Genomic DNA, 20801 nt, shown 5'->3' on the forward strand with positions numbered 1-20801 from the left:
GATTTAAATGAATAATATAACGATAAAGGAGAATGTGTTATGACTCATAAAGAAATTCCAACTCTTTACTATACAGAAGCTTCTAAAAGTGCAGTACCACTCCTTTCAGGTGAACAAAATTTACAAACAGTTACAGCTGAACCATGGTTAAAAATTTCAGACGAAGGACTTCAACTTGAAGGTTTATGTTTCGACAGAGACCATAATTTATTTTTGTGTGAAGTTTTTGGTGGAAAAATATTTCGCGTTGATTTACCCGAGAAGAAAGTAAATACAGTCTTTCAATCTGAAAAAACAAACCCTGCTGCTGTAAAAATTCATAAAGATGGTCGTTTATATTTATGTTATTTAGGGAATTTTAAAGATTCCGGCGGCATTATTTCAGTTGACTCTGATGGCAAAAACCCTCAAAGTATAGTTTCAGATATAGACACTGAATATTGTGTAGATGATTTAGTATTTGATAGTAAAGGTGGATTTTACTTCACTGATTTTAGAGGTTATTCAACAAATCCTCTGGGTGGCGTATATTATGTATCGCCCGATCATCAATCAATCACACCAATCATTCAAAATATTTCTGTCGCTAATGGTATAGCTTTAAGTACAGATGAGCGTGTACTATGGGTTACTGAAACGAATGCCAATAGATTACATCGCATTTCATTAGAAGAAGATGGTGTAACAATTGAGCCATTTGGTGCTTCTATACCTTATCACTTTACGGGTCACGAAGGTCCGGACTCATGCTGTATTGATAGTGACGACAATCTTTACGTAGCAATGTACGGTCAAGGTAGAGTGCTTGTATTTAATAAGCGAGGCTATCCAATTGGACAAATTTTAATGCCCGGACGTGACGAAGGTCACATGTTAAGGTCTACCCACCCTGCCTTTATTCCTGGTACAAACCAATTAATCATTTGTGCTAATGATATTGAAAGTGGCGGAGATTCTTGGTTGTTTACAGCAAAAGGATTTGCAAAAGGTCATAATAGTTACCAATTTCATTAATGAATAAATGGAAATTTTAAGGTAAGGTCTTTGAATATATTTGACAGTAGTTTTATAATGGTAAAGTGTTATTAAAAATGAAAAAAATTTGAAAGTGCTAAAGGTGATTGAAGTATGACACAAACAGGATACGGGGAAGCAAATGGGAAAGTTATTTTAATAGGAGAACACGCTGTAACATTTGGACAACCTGCAATTGCTATTCCCTTTAAATCTGGTGTAGTTAAAGCAACGATAACATCATTGAAAGAAAATGAACGTTCTTTTATTAATAGTGATGTATACGAAGGGTTTCTAGATGAAGCACCTGAACATATTAAATTAGTTGTAACCCGTTTCATTAATAAATATGAAATACCCCAACCTATTAATGTTACATTTGAAACAAACTTACCGCCGTCTAGAGGTCTAGGTTCTAGTGCAGCGATGGCAATAGCTTTTATAAGAGCAAGTTATAATTATTTAAACAAGCCTCTTTCTGATGAAAAACTCATTGAAGAAGCAAATTGGGCAGAAAAAATTGCACATGGTAAACCTAGTGGTATAGACACACAAACCATTGTTTCGAATAAGCCCGTATGGTTCCAACAAGGTGAAGTAACGACTTTAAAACCTTTAGCTATAGAAGGATATATGGTTGTAATTGATACTGGTGTAAGAGGTTCTACTAAAAAGGCAGTAGAAGATGTTCACCGTTTATGTGATAATAGTCAAGAATATATGCAATATGTAGAACATATTGGCGTGCTTGTGCACGAAGCGAATCAAGCAATCAACAATAATGACTTCAATCAATTAGCGCATATTTTTAAGCTTTCTCAAGAAAACTTACGCAAACTTACTGTTAGTCATGATCAAATAGAAGCACTTCTTGAATTAAGTCAAAATCAAGGTGCTATTGCTGGGAAATTAACTGGCGGTGGTCGTGGAGGCAGTATGATTGTATTAGCTCAAGATCTTGGAACTGCTGAAAAAATATCAGCCAGTGCTCTTGAATTTGGTGCACACCATACTTGGATTGAATATTTAGGAGGTTAATCAGATTGAACAACTGTGGTAAAGCGCGTGCCCATACTAATATTGCTTTAATAAAATATTGGGGTAAAGCAGACGAAGATTTAATTCTTCCAATGAATAATAGTTTATCGGTCACACTAGACCGTTTTTACACGGATACGAAAGTCACTTTCAATCCAGAATATACTAAAGATACATTAATATTGAATGGAGAAGAAGTGAGTGATGACGAAGCTAAGAAAATTTACCGCTTTATGGACCTCGTTAGAGAACGAAGCCAAACCTCCATGTATGCATATATCGAAAGTATAAATTATGTACCAACAGCCGCTGGACTTGCTTCGTCAGCAAGTGCATATGCAGCATTATCGGCAGCATGTAATGAAGCCTTACAATTAAACATGTCTAAGAAAGATTTATCTAGACTAGCTCGTAGAGGTTCAGGCTCAGCATCTAGAAGTATTTTTGGTGGATTTGCAGAATGGGAAAAGGGACATGATGATGAAACGTCTTATGCTCACGCTATCGATGCAAATGACTGGGAAAATGAACTCTCTATGGTTTTTGTCGTAATTAATGATAAATCTAAGAAGGTTTCTAGCCGTTCTGGTATGTCTCATACAAGACAGACTTCCCGCTTTTATCAATATTGGTTAGATCATGTTGATGAAGATATTCAATCTGTAAAAGAAGCAATTAACAACAAAGACTTTAAACATTTAGGTGAAGTTATAGAAGAAAATGGTTTACGCATGCATGCTACCAATTTAGGTGCTCAGCCGCCTTTCACATATTTAGTACCTGATAGTTATCTCGTGATGGAAATTGTTCACCAATGTCGCGAAGCCGGATACCCTTGTTACTTTACAATGGACGCGGGGCCGAATGTGAAAATTCTAACAGAGAAGAAAAATCAGCAATACATTTTAAATGCATTACTTCAACATTTTAAAGAAGAACAAATAATTGCGAGTGATATCACGCACACAGGAATTGAAATTTTAGAATAAGGAAGAGATAAAATGATTCAAGTGAAAGCCCCAGGAAAATTATACATTGCTGGAGAATACGCAGTGACTGAACCTGGATACAAATCCGTACTAATAGCAGTAGATCGTTTTGTTACAGCCACAATAGAAGATACAAATGGAAATACAGGGTTAATACATTCCAAAACCTTGCATCATGAGCCTGTAACATTTATAAGAGCTGAAGATAATATTATTGTTTCAGATACTGATGCTGCTGAACAATTAAAATATATTACACAAGCAATCGAAGTCTTTGAACAATACGCGAAAAGTTTCAATATACCAATGAGACCATTCAATATTACAATTGATAGTAATTTAGACGATGCAAATGGTCATAAATATGGAATTGGATCAAGTGCTGCTGTATTAGTCTCTGTAGTCAAAGCTTTGAATGAATTTTATAACTTACAATTATCTAATCTATACATTTATAAACTCGCTGTTATCGCAAACATGAAATTACAAAGTTTAAGTTCTTGTGGTGATATCGCCGTCAGTGTATACACAGGTTGGTTAGTTTATAGTACTTTTGATCATGTATGGGTAAAAGAACAAATCGAAGCTACATCAGTCAATGAAGTACTTAAGAAAAATTGGCCTGGCCTTCATATAGAACCGTTACAAGCCCCTGAACGTATGGAAGTATTAATCGGTTGGACTGGGTCGCCCGCTTCTTCACACCACTTAGTAAGTGAAGTGAAACGTTTAAAAGCAGATCCTATATTCTACAGTCAATTTTTAGAAAAATCTCAAATGTATGTAGAACAGCTCATCCATTCATTTAAGACAAATTATATACAAGGCGTGCAGGAGATGATTCGACAAAATCGAAAAATCATCCAAAAATTAGATTCACTTGCTACAATTGATATAGAAACAACACACCTTAAGAAACTATGTGATATTGGTGAGAAATTTGGTGGCGCAAGTAAAACGTCTGGCGCTGGCGGTGGAGATTGCGGTATTACAATAGTAGAAAATAATATTAACAAACAAAAAATATGCGACGAATGGACAAAAAATTGTATCAAACCGTTATTATTTAATATATATCACGGACAATAACTAAAGTTTTTAAAACTAAAAACGCCACATAAAAAATGAAATAAATTCATTTTTTATGTGGCGTTTTATATTAATTTTGATACTTTTTTAACAATGCCTTAGGTATATGACAGTAGTCGTTTGGGTATTTAGTTAATCTATCTTGATGTTCTGGAGCGCTTTTTATGTAGTTAGTTAATAACTTAATTTCTACAGCTATTTGACTGGCATCATCTCGACTACTTATAAACGCTCTAGCTTCTTCTAGATGTGCTTGTTCAGTACTATATAGACCTGTTCTATACTTTAATCCTTCATCTTGCCCTTGTTTATTAACACTATATGGATCAATAATTTCAAATAAATAATGCATTAAATCATTAATAGATACAATTTCAGGATTATAAATAACTTTCACACATTCAGCATAACCATCATACGGACCCTCTAATGTATGACTCTCTCCATTCGCTCTACCAGCTTCTGTATCTATGACACCTGGCAAAGTTTTAAAGAAAGCTTCTACGCCCCATAGACAACCACCTGCTATATATACAGTTTCCATAACTAATCCTTTCTTAATTAAAAATTAGTATTTAAATCCATTTTCCTCAACGAACGCATCTGAAACATCTCTTAATTCTCTCAATTCGCTAGGTGCATTATCTAAAGTCTTTTTACTCGCTTTTTCAAACATACGAGCGAACATTTCTAATTCAGCGTTATACAATTTTTCTGCTTGTTTATAGCCTTCTTCTGTTAAATCAATTAAAATAACACGTCTATCTTCTTTAGACGGCGTTCGATAAATCAATTCTTTCTTCTCAAGCTTATCAATAATATAGGTCATACTGCCACTTTTAATTAATACGTTTTTACTAATTGATAAGATAGATTGTGCGCCCCATTGATATAAAGCTCCTAATACTAAAAAATCATTAACTTTAATATTTTCTTCTCTACATATTTCAAAAAGCCCCTTTTGGACGTTTTGAGAAGCTTTTATAAGATTGACATATATGCTCTGTACTTGTCGATTCTCCATATTGCAAAAACTCCTTGATTATCATTTTCCATTCCAATGTTTTGTATATCTTATTTTTATTTTACTATAAATACCTAAACATTTGGTTAAACACCATTAAAATATAGAAAAAAGAGGTTAAAGAACCTCACATGTGTGAAATAATATCAACAACATGGGCACCTTAACCTCTTCAACTTACATATTATTTTATAGCTGAATAAGCAGCTCTTAAACCAAGTAAATAACTTTCCACTCCGAATCCAGTCATTTGACCTGTAACGATATCTGCAAAGACTGAATGATGTCTAAATGATTCACGTGAATGAATATTAGACATATGAATTTCTACAACTGGACATTCTAATATGGCTAATGCATCACTTGGCTCTATCGGTAAATTCATAGGTTATGCAAATAGCACAATATAAAATGTAGAAGCTGGTCCTGGTATTTTTAAAGAAACAAAAACATAAAAGACCAAAGTCGAAATCAGGACGAGCAATATACCAAATAGAAGTTGGTTACAAACTGTCAAAGTACCTAAAAACATACAAATAGATAGCAATATTGCAGATACGAGTACAGTTTGTACTTTCGACTTGAACGTCCCTTTAATCGCATATATATGAGCTAATGTTCCTGTTGCTACAAGTAATCCTAAATCTGTTCTACCTAATAAATAACCAATCAAGATGGGAACAGCAATTAACAAACCTTGTCTAATACCTTTTTTCAAATTCAATCGTTCAGTATGTAATGTCATCAAACTGGAAAAATACTTACTTATCTTATGAACTAAATCTCTCACTGTATCCCTCCTTTTATAAGTGATTTTATTTGTTAATTTACACATAAGTACACAAAATTATTGTAGAACAACTTATAAATCATTACAATAAAACTCCTTTCATAACATTTTACAAAATTAAACAATTGAAATATGCAACTTTTTTGATACAATATAATGAGGATAAAATATGCCCTCATTTAAAAGGGACAACTACAAATTATAAACACTTAAAAATTTTACACATAATACTATTTAAAATATAAGAGGAGAATGAAAATGGATTACAGAGTATTATTATTTTATAAATACACAACAATCGATGACCCTGAAACTTTTTCAGCAGAGCATTTAGATTTTTGTAAAGACTTAGAATTGAAAGGCCGTATTTTAGTTGCAAACGAAGGTATTAACGGGACTTTATCAGGTACTAAAGAAGCAACTGATCAATACATGGAACATATGAAAGCTGATGAACGCTTCAAAGATATCGTATTTAAAATAGATGAAGCTGAAGGGCATACTTTCAAAAAAATGCACGTTCGTCCCAGACCAGAAATTGTTGCATTAGACTTAGAAGAAGACGTTAACCCTAAACAATTAACTGGTGAATATTTATCACCAAAAGAATTTAAAGAAGCTTTATTATCTGACGACACAATAGTAATTGATGCAAGAAATGACTATGAATATGACTTAGGTCATTTCCGTGGCGCAATTCGTCCTAACATCACAAGATTCAGAGACTTACCAGACTGGATTAAAGAGAATAAAGAAAAATTCATGGACAAAAAAATTGTCACGTACTGTACAGGCGGTATTCGTTGTGAAAAATTCTCAGGTTTCCTATTAAAAGAAGGATTTGAAGATGTTGCACAATTAGAGGGTGGCATCGCTACTTACGGTAAAGATCCAGAAACTAAAGGCGAATATTGGGACGGAAAAATGTACGTATTCGATGAGCGTATTAGCGTAGACGTAAACCAAGTAGAAAAAACAGTAGTCGGAAAAGAATGGTTCGATGGTACACCTTGCGAAAGATACATCAACTGTAGCAATCCAGAATGTAACAGACAATTCTTAGTTACAGAAGAAAATGAAGCGAAATATCTTGGCGCATGCTCACACGAATGTGCAAGCAAAGAAAACAACCGCTATGTTAAAGCACATAACATTAGCGACGAAGAAAAAGAAAAGCGCTTAGAAAACTTTAAAGAACTAGTTTAAAATATAATGATAAAGAGTTCGGGACATTGGTTAATGTCTCGAACTCTTTCTTTGTATTGGCAGTAATAGACTGGAGACTTATGTTGTACGTTCTTCTGTCAATAACGATGGTCTTGTTGCCTTTTCTTACTAAACGTGTCAATAAGGAGATTGTTATGTTGCTCGTGCACCTCGTTTTGCAAGATTTGCTACTTTATTAACACAAACAAAACAGTCCGGGACGTCAATCATTGTCTCGGGCTGTTCCGTTTTATTATCATTTAATATGCTGCTTTTCTATTCCTACTACTATAAACCATTATTATTAAGACGAGCATGCCACATATTAAATACATCCATTTAAAGCCTACTAAATCAGATATTGGACCCATCATAGCACCACCTAACGACACACCTAAGTCGGCACAAGCGATAAATAAGCCTAACAACATATTTCTACCTGCTCGTGGTAAGACGAAACTTAAGTATGATGTTAAAGTTGGATAAATCATTGCCTGGGCAATACCGATTAAGATTGCACTACCATAAAATACTCCTATGTATATGTATAGTCCAAAAGCAACAATGATAGCTGCTAACATTAGAATACCTAATACTTTTAACATAAACTTTGGATGCCACAATCCATCAGATTGTATAAATTTTCTTAAATAAAATCTTGATAACACAACAGCAATTGCTTGGATCGTCAAGTATATACCTGCATTAGCAAATCCATATTGGACTGTAAATACATGAGTATATAAGCATTTATTTTAATTAATATATCAATATATTTTTAAGACTTCTTCCACTTTTCAGGTGTAAAAGCATCCGGTTTAACTGAAGCTTTTATACGCATTAAAATGTAATATGCAATCATCGTAACGACTAAAGATTGAATTGCCGGTAAACCCATTTGATGGATATATTGAGTGTAATAACCAACAAGCATACCTATTATCATGGCTATTGTAGCTATGATATTCCAGCCATTAATACTTTCCCATTCTCGATTACGAATAGCAAAAAAATCAATAAACATAACTCCAGCGATAGCAGGATAAACAATAGCTGTGAAATTTAAAAAGTCCGTGAAATATTGCAAAATTCCTGCTATTGCAATTGCTATAGCTATTAATGTACCTAATAAAGTTAATAATTGTCTACCTTTATGTGAGCTAACATTAAGTAAATTTGCAAACGCCAATCCCATACTGTAATTATTCACAAGTTGACTTGTCCATGTAGCGAACCATAAGATTAAAAATCCCCAAACAGGAAAACCTAACCCCATCATTACTTGTACTATATCAGGGTCACCAACACCTACTGACATTACCGCCCCAACTATAAACAAGGGGACACCGACAGCTACTATACCTAATGGTATTAAAATATTATCTTTCCAAGTAGGCTTTGCGTACCTTGTATAGTCTGCTGCTATGACCCATTGCGATACGTTTACACCAATTATTAAACTAATTGCAGCCATCACTGTCATTTGAGGCTTTGGTTGCCAGCTTAATAGATTATGTAACCCTGTATTGCTTAGTGCAAAGTATATACCTCCTATAACTAATAATAAACCTGCAGGTACAGCAATGTAATCCGTCCACTTCATTGATTGATAGCCAATAATTGAAGGGATGGCAAATAATAGGCCTGCTATAATCGTAATAATTGCCCAAAGAAACCAATCTTTTTGGTAATTGACACCAAACATTGCTGATATAGCGTTACCAGCTACTGCTGTTTGTAAAGCCCACCACCCTAAAGAGACTATAAATATAGTTCCACCTGCTATTAACCTTGCTTGTACATCACCAAAACTATTCTTTGCTATGACTGACGATGGTCTTCCTGTTTTAGCACCTATATATCCGCTAATGGTATTTCCTATCCACTGAAATACAACCATTGCCAACAGTGTAATCCATACAACATGAATCAATTTAAACGATCCCGCTAATGAAGCTCCTACCATAAGAACAGGTATTGTAAACTCTAAACCTCCAAAAATGACTGCAGGAGTGGACCAATGTTGTCGTTGAGACTTTGGAACACTTTCTAAAGGATTATCCGCTTTAGAAAAACTATTATTTTCACTCATAGATTCCCTCCATTAATGACTTATTTATAATTGTAAATTTCTTTTGCTTGCTGCAGAGTTATATATTCATTTTTGATATCTTTTTCTATCAACTTTTTAGCTCTTTTATGTGGATCGCCAAACCCTCCACCGGTTGCTGTTCTTAATATTACTTTATCTCCTTTATTTAATGGATACTGATTATACTTACCAAATGGCCCATCTAATTCACCATTTGATTTCTCTATTAAAAATTCATTATTTGATCCTTCATGTCCACCATCAGCTCCCCAAGTGTTTTGTTTATGATGCCCAAAACTACCTGTAAAGAATTGTCCATCAGTTAATGCTTTATAAGTTCGAATAACACCAGGACCTCCTCGATACTCACCTGCACCTCTACCATCTGTTCTCATACTATATTCTTCCACTTGGACGCCATAAGTAATTTCTGCAATTTCAACAGGTACATTGAATGTTTCTCCATCTGACACACAAAATTGACCAGTATCTCCATCAAAACTATTAGAAGCACCCCATCCCCCTACGGATGGTTCAACAATGAGGAAGTTTCCATCCTTATCTGGATGTTTTCCTCCCATTATTACAACACATACAGACAGTAAATGACCCGCCGTTAATCTGTCAGGAATAACTGGTGCTAATGCTTTCCAAATTGTTTCTGAGCCATATAGCATAGACTCCCAATACATAGAAACTGGTGCAGGACGTTGAGCTGAAATGATTGAACCTTTATCTGTAATAATTTTTAATGGTCTAAAAGCTCCATCATTTACTTCTTGGGATGGATTTGTAATTGCTAAAAAGATTGTCCTAACTGCCGATACTAGTCCTGTATAAGAACTATTAATTGGACCTTGTACTTGTTTAGAGGACCCTCTAAAATCACAAATAAATTCATCTTTTGTGATAGTTAATTTTAATTTAATTGGTATTTGTTCATCTGAAATACCATCATCATCAATTAATTCATCAATTTCATAAATTCCTTGAGGTAATTTTGATATTTCATTTAATGTAGATTTTTCACCTTGATCCAAAAATCGCTCCATACTTTCAAGAATAGATTGCGTTGTATATTTTTTACATAAACCTTGAATACGTTTTTCACCTGTTTTAAGCGAAGCAATTTGCGCTCTCATGTCACCAATTGATAACTCAGGAAAACGAACATTTGATTCAATCACTTTAACTAACGCCTTGTTTTCTGCACCTTTGTCATATAATTTCACGCATGGAAATTGAAGTCCCTCTTGATATACATCAGTAGAATTAGTAGACATTGAACCTGTATCTTTTCCACCTACTTCTGTCCAATGTGCTTTATTAGCAACAAATGCAACCAGTTCACCATCTTGGAAAATTGGTAAAACAAGTCCTACATCACACAAATGTGAACCTCCGCCTTCGTATGGATCATTAATTAAAAATACATCTCCTTCATTAATGTCATCTCCATACGTTTTCAAGGTTTCTTTTACCATGAAAGATAACATACCTATAAAACCTGTAACGCCATTACCAAGTGTTACAAGCTCTCCTTTTTTATTAGTTAAACCACATGCGTAATCTAACACCTCGTATATAATTGGACTCATTGAAGTTCTTGCTAAAGCTATGAACATTTCTTCACCAGTAGAAATTAAAGAATCTTTTATCACTTCATATGTGAATGGATCAGTTTTATAACTCATAATTATCTCCTCCAATATGAATAATCAAGTTTCCATATGAATCTTTAGTGACTGCATCTTTAGAGTTAATCGGTATTGTTGTAGACTTTTCTTCAATAATTGCTGGACCTTCAATTTTTTCTCCGATTGCTAAATAATCTCTATCATAAACTTTTACCTTTTTCCATCCCTCATTCTCAAAATAGACTTGACGCTCCTCTTTCACTGAATCTCCTTTGGGTACAGTAATCTCTTTAATTGTTGGTTTTTCAATTTTACCTATTACACTAACTTTTAAATTCACTATTTCAGTTCCATTTTCCTCAAGTGCATAAGTATATAATTGTTCGTGCTTTTTATGAAATGCTTGGATTATATCATTAAGATTATTTTCATCCACTTTATCAAATGGCACTGTTACTTCTACAGGATGGTCTTGCCCTTCATATCTCAAGTCCATTAACTTTGTAACTACTATTTGTTGATTATTTACATCTTCATTTTTCAAAGTACTAACTGCTTCATCAACTAATTCCACAAATTTATTGTTAATTTCTTTGTAATTTAAATCTTTAGTATTAGTAAGATGTGTTTGAGCATAATCATGTCTTAAATCAGACATTAACATCCCCCATGAAGCAAACACACTTGAAGTAGAGGGAACTATTACTTTCTTCACGCCTAATTCACGAGCTAAGTCTTGAGAATGCATAGGTCCTCCTCCACCTATAGCAACCATCGTGAAATCACGTGGATCATAACCCTTTCTAACAGATATTAACTTTAATGCATTTAGCATGTTTGAATTCGCTATTTTAACAATTCCCATAGCTGCTTCATCTAGTTCTACATCCAAATGATCAGTAATTGATTCGTGAAATTGTTTTTTGACCTCTTCAATTTTAGTATCTGTATCAAAATTAGAAATATTTAACCTTCCTAATAACAAGTTTGCATCAGTAGTAGTTGGTTCTATTCCACCTTTTCCATATGCTATCGGTCCAGGTTCAGCTCCAGCAGATTTCGGGCCAACTTTAATAGATCCACCTTCATCAAACCAAGCTATAGATCCTCCACCATTTCCAATTTCAACAATATCTACTACAGGTACTTTCATAGGGTAACCAGCATAATTATTCGTTCTTTCCAAATGATAATCAGTTGTAACTTTAACGTTACTGTTTTCAATCAATGAACATTTCGCTGTTGTACCACCTATATCTAAAACAATTAAATTATTCTCTCCAATCATTTCTCCTAACACAGCGGCACCAAATATACCTGAAACTGGACCAGACTCTACCATATTTATAGGCGCTATTTTAGCGTGATCAAAAGTGCTTGTTCCACCGTTTGATTGCATTACATAATTTCTGCTACTTGAACTATTCTCTATAATATTTTTCTCTAAATTAGATAAATACTCATTAGCAATTGGTTTAACATAAGCATTCAACACCGCTGTAGAGGCACGTTCGTATTCTCTCCATTCATTATTCAATTCAGTAGAATAAGTAGTTAAAAATTCAGGGTATTTTTTATTAATATACTGAGCTATTTTCTTTTCATGTTCATTATTTAGATAACTATGTAATAATGAAATAGCTATAACTTCAACATTTTCTTCCTTAAAATAATGAATAATTTCATCAATTTCCTCAACATTCAACTCTTGTATAACTTCACCTTTATAATTCAGACGTTCCGTAACTTCACGGCGAAGATGCCTTTCAACAATTGGAGTTGGTTTTTTATATCTAACATTAAATAAATCTGGTCTATTACCACGTGCAATTTCTAACACATCTCTAAAACCTTTAGTCGTTATAAGACCAGTTTTAACACCTTTCTTTTCAGTTAAAGCATTAATAACAATAGTTGTTCCATGAATAAACATGTCAATGTCTTTTAAATTAATTTTAGCTTGTTCAAGCACATTGAATATCCCAGCCTCAAAATTTTTAGGAGTTGTATCTGCTTTACCTACGATAATATTTCCATCGTTATCTAATGCAACCAAATCTGTAAAAGTACCGCCAATATCTGTTGCAACTCTCATTTCCATTCTCCTTTCAAATTTAAAATATTTTAGGTGTAACTACACTTAATATAACTGCAGGATTTTGAGATTCATTAATATAATAATGATTCAAACTGGAAGGATAATGAATAATCTCACCCTCATGTACAATATGCTTAACATCATCAAGATAAAACGTTAATTCACCCTCGATAATGTAATACATTTCTTCACCATCATGTCTAGAAACTTCACTACAATCATCTGGATAAATAGTAATAATAAAATTCTCTAATTTTCTATTTTCAAAATCACTAGAAACACGTTTGAAATTTTGATGAGATCTATTTATCTTAAATGAATCAATTTCATCTGGAATAACATGAAAATTCGTTTCAATTTTAGGTTTAAAAAATGAAGTAATATCAACATTCAAAGCATCCGCTATTTTATTCAAAGAAGTAATCGCTATAGAAGACTCCCCTCGCTCTACTTGTGATAAAAAACTTGTAGATAAGCCGGTTTGACTACTCATTTGTTTAAGTGTTAATTCCTCTTTCATTCTAAAATACTTAATCATACTCCCGATTTCTTCCATAAAAATAACCTCCCTTTTACAGTATTAGTGTAATTCAGAACAATATAACACAAATAATACTTAATAAAAAGAATTTTCGGAAAATTCTAAATAAAAAAACTAGCCACATAGGTTAAATAGACCGTCTGTGACTAGTTTTATTTATATTATTTTCAATAACTTCTTCTGATGATTTCCACTGAAATAATTCTGAAGCTTCTATTGAACAGGCCAGGACATAACTGTACCAGCCTGCTATATTTCTTCATTTATTGTGATAACGCTAATTTAATATGCGCTAAATGGTGTTCTTCATGCCATGATAATTTCGCTACTTTAAATGCTACTGAAGTTTCTCCGTCATCTTCATGCGTAAATTTACGTTTCAATTGTTCTTCACTTAAGTTTCTACCAATTGCTACAATACGTTCATTCATTCCTTCAAGCATTCTAATTGAACATTCGACTGGTAATTCATTGTCTGGCGTTTCTATCCATTTTTGTTGGTCAAACGCTGGTACAGTTGGCTTTCTATCATCTGTTAATGCGAGTTTTAAACGTTGATACATATTCAACTGTGAATCTGCTATATGATGCACAAGTTGTCTTACTGTCCAACTGCCTTCTCTGTATTTCTTGTTCAATTCTGAAGGGTCTAATTCGTCTACCGTTTCTCTTAAGCGATTTGAATAATTCCCGATTTCATCCAGCCATTGTTGGATATGATCAAATGTTACATGTTCTGGAAACTGTAGTTCACCTATTGGAAACCTTGCATCCATCTTTATCACCTTTCTCTTTTTATATGAAACATTTTGATTACACTACTAATATTCTCTATTTTAAAGAATTTAAACGTAGTGTCATAAATAGAACCATATTAAAATGGATTTTTATTTAGCCACTGTCCGCCATCCATCGTCATACAAGCTCCATTTATATAACCCGCTTCATCAGAAAAAATATAACGTGCTAATCCAGCAATTTCTTCAGTTTGCCCAAATCTTTTTAAAGGTACACTATTCAGTGATTGTTGTCGTGCTTCTTCTGAAAGTGATAACTTTTTAGAGCCACCTGTATTTTCAATAGGACCCGGTGCAATTGCATTTACTGTGATGCCATATTTAGTTCCCCATTCCACTGCAAGTGTTCTTGTCATAGCGAGCACACCTGCTTTTGCGCTGGCCGAATGGATAACACCAGCACCTGCACCCCATGAATATGTTGCAACCATATTGATGATGCGGCCTTTATGCCCAGTTTTAATCCATTCTTTGCCTACAGCTTGAGAACAATACCATGTGCCATTTAGCACAATATCTATAACGGAATTCCACCCATTAATCGACAAATCTTCAGCTGCACATAAAAAGTTTCCAGCTGCGTTATTAACTAGTCCATCTATTTTCCCAAAAGTCTTAACTGTTTCATATACTGTATATTGAACTCTTTCTGGGTCTCTAACATCCATATCTATACAAAGGATTTGGCCTTCATACTGCTCAATCTCTTGCTTTGTCTTCTCGAGATTTTCTAATTTACGGCCTGTAATAACGACTTTTGCACCTTCTTCAGCGAATCTTTTCGCCATCCCTTTTCCCATTCCACTACTGCCACCTGTTACAATAATCACTTTATCTTTCATATATACTCTCCTTAGTAATACAAAATATAATTCTTATAGTAAGCGCTTACATATAAGTGTACAACATGTTTTCAGAAAGAACAATTGTAATTCATTATAGCAGTATATTAAAAAACAGAAGACACTCTTTTATAACCTCAAGAATGTCTTCTTCTATAATTAAAAGAATAAAATGGAGCCATTAGTTTAGTCGATATCCGAAGTGAAACACAAATAAACATTAGAAAAAGATAAGTTAAAAAAATAATTAATACGACATAATTGAAAAGTTCAAGAAAACTGGTAACATAAAAGTATATACATGTATATACTTTTATGTTGGGAGTGAATATTATGGAGATATTGAATGTAAAAAAAATAAGAAAAGTAGGGAATAGTAGCGTAATTACCATTCCTAAAAATGTTATGGAAGCTATTAACATTCATGAAGGAGATGCAGTTGAATTTATTGAAGAAGATAATAAAATTTGGTTAAAACCAAGTAAATCAATCAATGAACACGATGATATATTGAAATTAGCAGATGAAATTAGCAATAAGTATGATGATGTCTTCAAAGGGTTAGTTGATAGATGATTAGATATTTAACCGAGAAAGAAATTATTACATTTAATATCTATGTTATTCAAAAGTATAGTCCTAAAGAACCTATAGGCGTAGTCGATGCAACTGCTCTAAATATGTTAGTAAATGCACCGAAACAATATGTATTTGGTATAGAACAATATCCAACACTTGCGTTGAAAGCGAGCAACTTATTTAGAAATCTCGTGAAAAAACACGTGTTTTATAATGGAAATAAAAGAACCGCATTTATATGTTTAAATATCTTTTTAAACTTAAATGGTTATGAGTTAGAAGTTAATACAAAAGAAGCTATAGATTTTACTGTTATGATAGCAACACATGATCTACAAGAAGATGATATTGAACAATGGATCTTAAAGCACATAAAAATAAAGTAAGTTTACTGAAGAAATATTCTCATAGAAAAACACCTTTGCACAATTCATTTTAATATGAATTGTACGAAGGTGTTTTTAATTTATTCTCCTGAACCTACTTCTTCGCCATCTTCATCGTATTCTGTAACGACACCGTCTTCGTTAATAATATAAGAACCTACTAAGTTACCGTCTTTATCTAAGAATGAAAAGCCCCATTCTCCGTCATCATTTTTTTCTGGTTCTTTAAATGTATATTTGTCGGTATCTAACTCTTCTCCTTCATAAGATTCTACTTTATCTATCACATTGTCACGCGTAACTTCTTCATTTTCATCGTCTTCATCCATATCATTGGATTTATTTTCTTCTTTAGTTGTACCATCAAACATTTCTACTACTCTTTCTATTTCTTCATCTGATGCATCATATAATTTCACAACTTTCGGGTTGTTTATAATGCTTTCAGATTCTTTTTGTGACCAATCATCATCTTCCAACCATTTTTTATCATGGAAGTGTGATGGCACATCATAAATTGAAATAGTACCATCATTATTATTTTTATAAACTACTTGCCCAGCAGCTGTAGGCGTACCTGCCAATCGTTGTACCCCTTTAGGATATTTGATAGTATGCTCTTTGTTATATGGATTTAAATATTCGCCTTCTATTGAATCATGGCTTAGTTCTGGTTTCATGCCGCTAGAATTGTCTGAATCTCTATAGCTTGGTAAAGCTGTCAGCCATACTTGGGCATAATATTCATCACTATTCGTATCTTCTTGAGATGTACTACTGTCATTCTTTGTCTCCAAGCTTTCTCCATATTTAATTTTATTTTCTAGCTCTGAAATTTTACTGTTATCTTTATGATTATTATATAAATCCGCAATATTAAAACTTGCGAATGCCTCACTATCTTTCACATCATTATAATCTGAAATAGGAGATTGGGTATATATGTAAACAACTTGGTCTTTATTTATACCTACTATTGTTGCGTAACTACCTTTAGAAGGTGACATTCCATAGAACTTCATACCATCAGGTTTATTCGCCATTTTTCCTAATTCTGGACTTTCCGATAATCCTACTTTATCTACAGAATGTTTTATTTCTTCACCAGATCCAGTTTTTTGTGTATAGCTGCCAGATAATAATTCATCTGCAGTTATGACTTCAGAATCTATTTCAGGTTCTAACAAAGTCATCGCAACACTTTGTGTTTCTGAAATGTTAGTTACTTCTTTATCTGAATTCGATTTAGAAGTTTCATTATTGCTGTTACTATCTTGTGCATTTTGATTCTTTTGTTCGCTTTTTTGTTCATTGTTACTTGAGTCTTTATTCTCAGGTTCATTACCTATACTAATACTACAACCTGCAATTGTTACTGATGACACTAATACAATTCCAAAATAAAATATTTTTTCATAAAAGGCATCCCCTTTTTTAATTATTAGAAAATATTCACATCTATTGTAACAAAGATAATGGTTGTGAAATGTATAAATCATAATATTTAAAAATTATTAAAGATATGTTTTAGGAGAATCGATGATAAAAAAAGAAGCTGAGACATTTATAAATGCCTCAGCTTATCTTTGGGAATAGGTACTCTAATACCTAGTTTTATGAGTTTGTAATCCTACTTTGAGTAGATACCCAAACAGTAACACGTTTGTTTTGTTTTGTAAATATTTACTAATTTATATTTTATTAAAATACAATTTGAAAATTCTAATCATCTTTGTTAAAGTATAAGGCGTTGTTTTTAATACTAATAAACGAGGAGGTTTATTTTACTTATGGAATCTCAATTGAACGAAAATAAGCCTAAAAAAGGTTATTCACTAGTATTTACAATCAGTTCCGTAATCGTTGCTATAATCGTTTTACTAGGCGCAGTTTTTCCAGTTAAATTTAATGACATTGGTGATAAAGCCACTGCCTGGATAACTGAAACACTTGGCTGGTATTACATGATTGTTGTAATAGCCATGATTTTCTTTTGTATTTTCTTAATGCTAAGTCCAATAGGGAAATTAAAATTAGGGAAACCTCATGAAAAACCAGAATTTAATACTGTTTCATGGTTCGCTATGCTATTCAGTGCTGGTATGGGGATCGGGTTAGTATTCTGGGGAGCAGCTGAACCTATTGCTCACTTCGCTGCACCTCCAAAAGCAGACCCTAAAACTACTGCAGCTTATGCAGAAGCGTTACAATCAGTATTCTTCGATTGGGGCTTCCATGCATGGGGCGTTTATGGTGTAGTAGCTCTAGCATTAGCATATTTCCAATTTAGAAAAGACGAACCGGGATTAATTTCAAAAACATTACGTCCTGTATTTGGAAGATATGTAGATGGACCACTAGGTATTGTGATTGACGTATTATCTGTTATCGCTACTATCGGTGGTGTAGCCGTATCACTTGGTATGGGTGCGTTACAAATTAACGGTGGTTTAAATTATTTATTCGGCGTACCAAATAATATTGCCGTACAATCTATTATCATTATTATTGTAACGATTTTATTCTTAACAAGTGCTTGGTCAGGATTAAATAAAGGAATTCAAATTTTAAGTAACGTAAACATTAGTATTGCAGGTTTATTATTAATCGCTGTACTTATTATCGGACCATCAATACTTATGTTAAATGCATTTACAACTACAACAGGTAACTTCTTACAAACATTCCTACAAAACAGTTTCGACACAGGTATGTTTAATTCACAAAAAGCAGATTGGATGTCTGATTGGACATTCTTCCAATTAGCTTGGTGGATAAGTTGGAGTCCATTCGTTGGGGTGTTTATAGCACGTGTATCAAGAGGACGTACAGTACGTGAATTCATCGGTGGCGTTATGCTTGTACCTGTTCTTATCAGTTTCATATGGTTCAGTGTATTTGGTGTATTAGGTATTGAAACTGCTAAGAAACATCCAGCAATTTTCGATATGCCACCAGAAACAGCATTGTTTGGTGTATTTAATGAAATGCCATTAGGATTAATACTATCTATTATTACACTAGCATTAATCGCAACATTCTTTATTACATCAGCAGACTCTGCAACATTCGTATTAGGAATGTTAACGACACGAGGTTCATTAAACCCAAGCTCATTTATAAAAATCGTTTGGGGTGTCGCACAATCACTAATCGCGTTTATACTATTATTCACTGGCGGAGATAACGGACTAAACGCATTACAGAACACCGCCATAATAACCGCATTGCCGTTCTCGGTTATTATTATATTTATGATGATTAGTTTCTATAAAGACGCAAACAGAGAACGTAAATTCCTCGGTCTTACATTAACGCCAAAAAGAACCCGAGAAAGTCAAAAACTAGCAAACCTCTCAGATCAAGAACTATTAAACTTAATTAAAAACGAAAGAAAACAAGATAGATAATAATAAGAAAAGCTCTTCATTAGTATACAGACTAGTGAAGAGCTTTTTATATAACAACTATTTCAAAATCGATAATTGTTCAAATTCTTTTGAAATAGCTTTTCCTATTTCAATCGAGCATGTTGCTGCTGGTGATGGTGCATTTAATACATGTAATGAATGCTTACCTTTCTCAAACACAAAATCATCTAGCAACGTTCCATCGCTTAACATAGCTTGGGCTCTTACGCCCGCTTCAATCGGTTCAATATCTTCCTTTCTTAACGATGGAATAAGTTTTTGTGCATTGTTAACGAAAGCACGTTTATTAAATGATCGATAATATTCTCCAAGTGCTTCTTTAATATTTTTTATACCCATCTTATATAACCCAGGAAATTTTAAAATCTCTAATGTTTCTGATTTATCTAATCCAATTTTTTTATAAGCTTCTTTTCTAAGACCTAATACAGCATTAGGTCCGACATCTACCCCGCCATCTATCATATTTGTAAAATGCACGCCTAAAAATGGTAACTCAGGATTTGGAACAGGATATATTAATGTTTGAACATACTTCTCTTTAGATTCATTAAGTTGATAATACTCTCCTCTAAACGGAATAATTTGAATATCTGTATTTACGCCACTCATCCTAGCAATTTTATCACTATATAATCCAGCACAATTTATAATGCTTTTTGATTTGAATTGTTGCTCATAACTATTAAGTACAATTTTATCCTCAGATGTTTTTATCGATGTAACTGGAGTATTAAAATTGATTTCGCCGCCTAATTCTTCAAATAATAATTTGAATTGTTCAGTCACCTTTTTATAGTTTACTATCGCGGTTTCTTGAACTTTTATACCCCCAACTGTTTGAACATAAGGTTCTATTTGGTTTACTTCTTCAGCATTTAATAACGTCACTTGAAGTCCATTTTGTAATCCTCTTTCATAAAGCGCTCTTAGTCTATCTAACTCATTTTCATCAGTTGCAACAATTACTTTGCCACATTGATTGTAAGGAATATTGTATTCTCTGCAGAAATGAATCATAGATTGTGAACCCTTTTTACTAAATTCTGCTTTATGAGAACCAGGCTTATAATAAATGCCGGAATGGATAACGCCACTATTGTGACCTGTTTGATGTTCAGCAAGATTATTTTCTTTCTCTAGTAAAAGAACATCCAAGTCAGGATTTTGAAGTTTCAAATGATAAGCTGTACTAAAACCTATAATACCGCCACCTATAATTATTACATCCCTTTGCATATAATTCCT

Annotated in this window: 19 protein-coding genes and 2 pseudogenes; 8 read left to right on the top strand and 13 right to left on the bottom strand. The window is 33.3% G+C overall.

Translation table 11 applies throughout. From position 1 onward, the window contains the following. The first annotated feature begins 39 nt into the window (after positions 1–39). The 4 genes from CD135_RS05410 (at position 40) to CD135_RS05425 (ending at position 4130) form a co-directional block, all read left to right on the top strand. On the top strand, positions 40–1014 hold the full coding sequence (locus CD135_RS05410) for an SMP-30/gluconolactonase/LRE family protein (protein WP_064204412.1): 975 nt from the start codon (positions 40–42) through the stop codon (positions 1012–1014). Positions 1015–1128: 114 nt separating this feature from the next. Beyond that, positions 1129–2052, top strand: coding sequence for a mevalonate kinase (gene mvk, locus CD135_RS05415; protein ID WP_064204411.1), 924 nt, complete (start codon positions 1129–1131; stop codon positions 2050–2052). Between the two features lie 5 nt (positions 2053–2057). Further along, entirely contained in the window at positions 2058–3041 is a 984-nt protein-coding gene (gene mvaD, locus CD135_RS05420; protein ID WP_103268962.1) for a diphosphomevalonate decarboxylase, read from the top strand. Positions 3042–3053: 12 nt separating this feature from the next. Then, positions 3054–4130 carry a phosphomevalonate kinase gene (locus CD135_RS05425; RefSeq protein ID WP_103268963.1) on the top strand — a complete coding sequence of 359 codons (1077 nt, stop codon included), beginning with the start codon at positions 3054–3056 and terminating at the stop codon, positions 4128–4130. A 70-nt stretch (positions 4131–4200) separates the two neighbouring features. On the opposite strand, the gene CD135_RS05430 is transcribed toward CD135_RS05425, so the two are convergent. The 4 genes and pseudogenes from CD135_RS05430 to CD135_RS05445 all read right to left on the bottom strand — a co-directional run bounded on the left by CD135_RS05430 (position 4201) and on the right by CD135_RS05445 (position 5944). Next, positions 4201–4674 carry a peptide-methionine (S)-S-oxide reductase gene (locus tag CD135_RS05430; protein WP_064204409.1) on the bottom strand — a complete coding sequence of 158 codons (474 nt, stop codon included), beginning with the start codon at positions 4672–4674 and terminating at the stop codon, positions 4201–4203. A 24-nt stretch (positions 4675–4698) separates the two neighbouring features. Beyond that, entirely contained in the window at positions 4699–5154 is a 456-nt protein-coding gene (locus CD135_RS05435; RefSeq protein WP_016999726.1) for a MarR family transcriptional regulator, read from the bottom strand. Between the two features lie 184 nt (positions 5155–5338). After that, positions 5339–5515, bottom strand: a pseudogene (locus tag CD135_RS05440) (type II 3-dehydroquinate dehydratase); the annotation flags it as partial. Positions 5516–5542: 27 nt separating this feature from the next. After that, the gene (locus tag CD135_RS05445; protein ID WP_103268964.1) at positions 5543–5944 is read right to left on the bottom strand and encodes a hypothetical protein; all 402 of its coding nucleotides are present in this window, start codon (positions 5942–5944) and stop codon (positions 5543–5545) included. Between the two features lie 258 nt (positions 5945–6202). Here CD135_RS05445 and trhO point away from each other — a divergent pair, with 258 nt between their 5' ends. Beyond that, on the top strand, positions 6203–7150 hold the full coding sequence (gene trhO / locus CD135_RS05450) for an oxygen-dependent tRNA uridine(34) hydroxylase TrhO (protein ID WP_016999734.1): 948 nt from the start codon (positions 6203–6205) through the stop codon (positions 7148–7150). Between the two features lie 260 nt (positions 7151–7410). On the opposite strand, the pseudogene CD135_RS05455 reads toward trhO, so the two are convergent. From CD135_RS05455 to fadH, 7 genes and pseudogenes are all read right to left on the bottom strand, one after another. After that, positions 7411–7878, bottom strand: a pseudogene (locus CD135_RS05455) (MFS transporter); the annotation flags it as partial. 50 nt (positions 7879–7928) lie between these two features. Continuing rightward, positions 7929–9242, bottom strand: coding sequence for a cytosine permease (locus CD135_RS05460; protein ID WP_103268965.1), 1314 nt, complete (start codon positions 9240–9242; stop codon positions 7929–7931). 20 nt (positions 9243–9262) lie between these two features. Further along, a complete protein-coding gene (locus tag CD135_RS05465) occupies positions 9263–10936 on the bottom strand; it encodes a hydantoinase B/oxoprolinase family protein (protein WP_103268966.1) in 1674 nt (557 codons plus the stop codon). After that, positions 10926–12974, bottom strand: a complete 2049-nt coding sequence (locus CD135_RS05470; protein ID WP_103268967.1) for a hydantoinase/oxoprolinase family protein — start codon at positions 12972–12974, stop codon at positions 10926–10928. The genes CD135_RS05465 and CD135_RS05470 overlap by 11 nt, the downstream gene beginning before the upstream one ends. Positions 12975–12993: 19 nt before the next feature. Continuing rightward, positions 12994–13533, bottom strand: a complete 540-nt coding sequence (locus tag CD135_RS05475) for a helix-turn-helix domain-containing protein (protein WP_016999748.1) — start codon at positions 13531–13533, stop codon at positions 12994–12996. A 248-nt stretch (positions 13534–13781) separates the two neighbouring features. After that, positions 13782–14294, bottom strand: coding sequence for a YfiT family bacillithiol transferase (locus CD135_RS05480; RefSeq protein WP_016999749.1), 513 nt, complete (start codon positions 14292–14294; stop codon positions 13782–13784). Between the two features lie 98 nt (positions 14295–14392). Further along, the gene (fadH, locus tag CD135_RS05485; RefSeq protein ID WP_016999750.1) at positions 14393–15157 is read right to left on the bottom strand and encodes a 2,4-dienoyl-CoA reductase; all 765 of its coding nucleotides are present in this window, start codon (positions 15155–15157) and stop codon (positions 14393–14395) included. A gap of 333 nt (positions 15158–15490) precedes the next feature. Between fadH and CD135_RS05490 the strand changes: the two genes are divergently transcribed. Continuing rightward, the gene (locus CD135_RS05490) at positions 15491–15733 is read left to right on the top strand and encodes an AbrB/MazE/SpoVT family DNA-binding domain-containing protein (RefSeq protein WP_026023607.1); all 243 of its coding nucleotides are present in this window, start codon (positions 15491–15493) and stop codon (positions 15731–15733) included. After that, on the top strand, positions 15730–16122 hold the full coding sequence (locus tag CD135_RS05495) for a type II toxin-antitoxin system death-on-curing family toxin (RefSeq protein WP_082892487.1): 393 nt from the start codon (positions 15730–15732) through the stop codon (positions 16120–16122). Before CD135_RS05490 ends, CD135_RS05495 begins: the two co-directional genes overlap by 4 nt. 80 nt (positions 16123–16202) lie before the next feature. On the opposite strand, the gene CD135_RS05500 is transcribed toward CD135_RS05495, so the two are convergent. Next, complete coding sequence (locus tag CD135_RS05500) at positions 16203–17507, bottom strand: hypothetical protein (RefSeq protein WP_103268968.1); 1305 nt, start codon at positions 17505–17507, stop codon at positions 16203–16205. Positions 17508–17912: 405 nt separating this feature from the next. Between CD135_RS05500 and CD135_RS05505 the strand changes: the two genes are divergently transcribed. Further along, positions 17913–19532, top strand: a complete 1620-nt coding sequence (locus CD135_RS05505) for a BCCT family transporter (RefSeq protein ID WP_064211376.1) — start codon at positions 17913–17915, stop codon at positions 19530–19532. Between the two features lie 57 nt (positions 19533–19589). Here CD135_RS05505 and lhgO read toward each other — a convergent pair whose 3' ends face one another. Beyond that, a complete protein-coding gene (gene lhgO / locus CD135_RS05510) occupies positions 19590–20792 on the bottom strand; it encodes an L-2-hydroxyglutarate oxidase (protein WP_064204402.1) in 1203 nt (400 codons plus the stop codon). Positions 20793–20801: the final 9 nt, after the last annotated feature.

Source organism: Mammaliicoccus lentus (genome assembly GCF_002902755.1).
In the GTDB taxonomy this organism is placed as follows: domain Bacteria; phylum Bacillota; class Bacilli; order Staphylococcales; family Staphylococcaceae; genus Mammaliicoccus; species Mammaliicoccus lentus.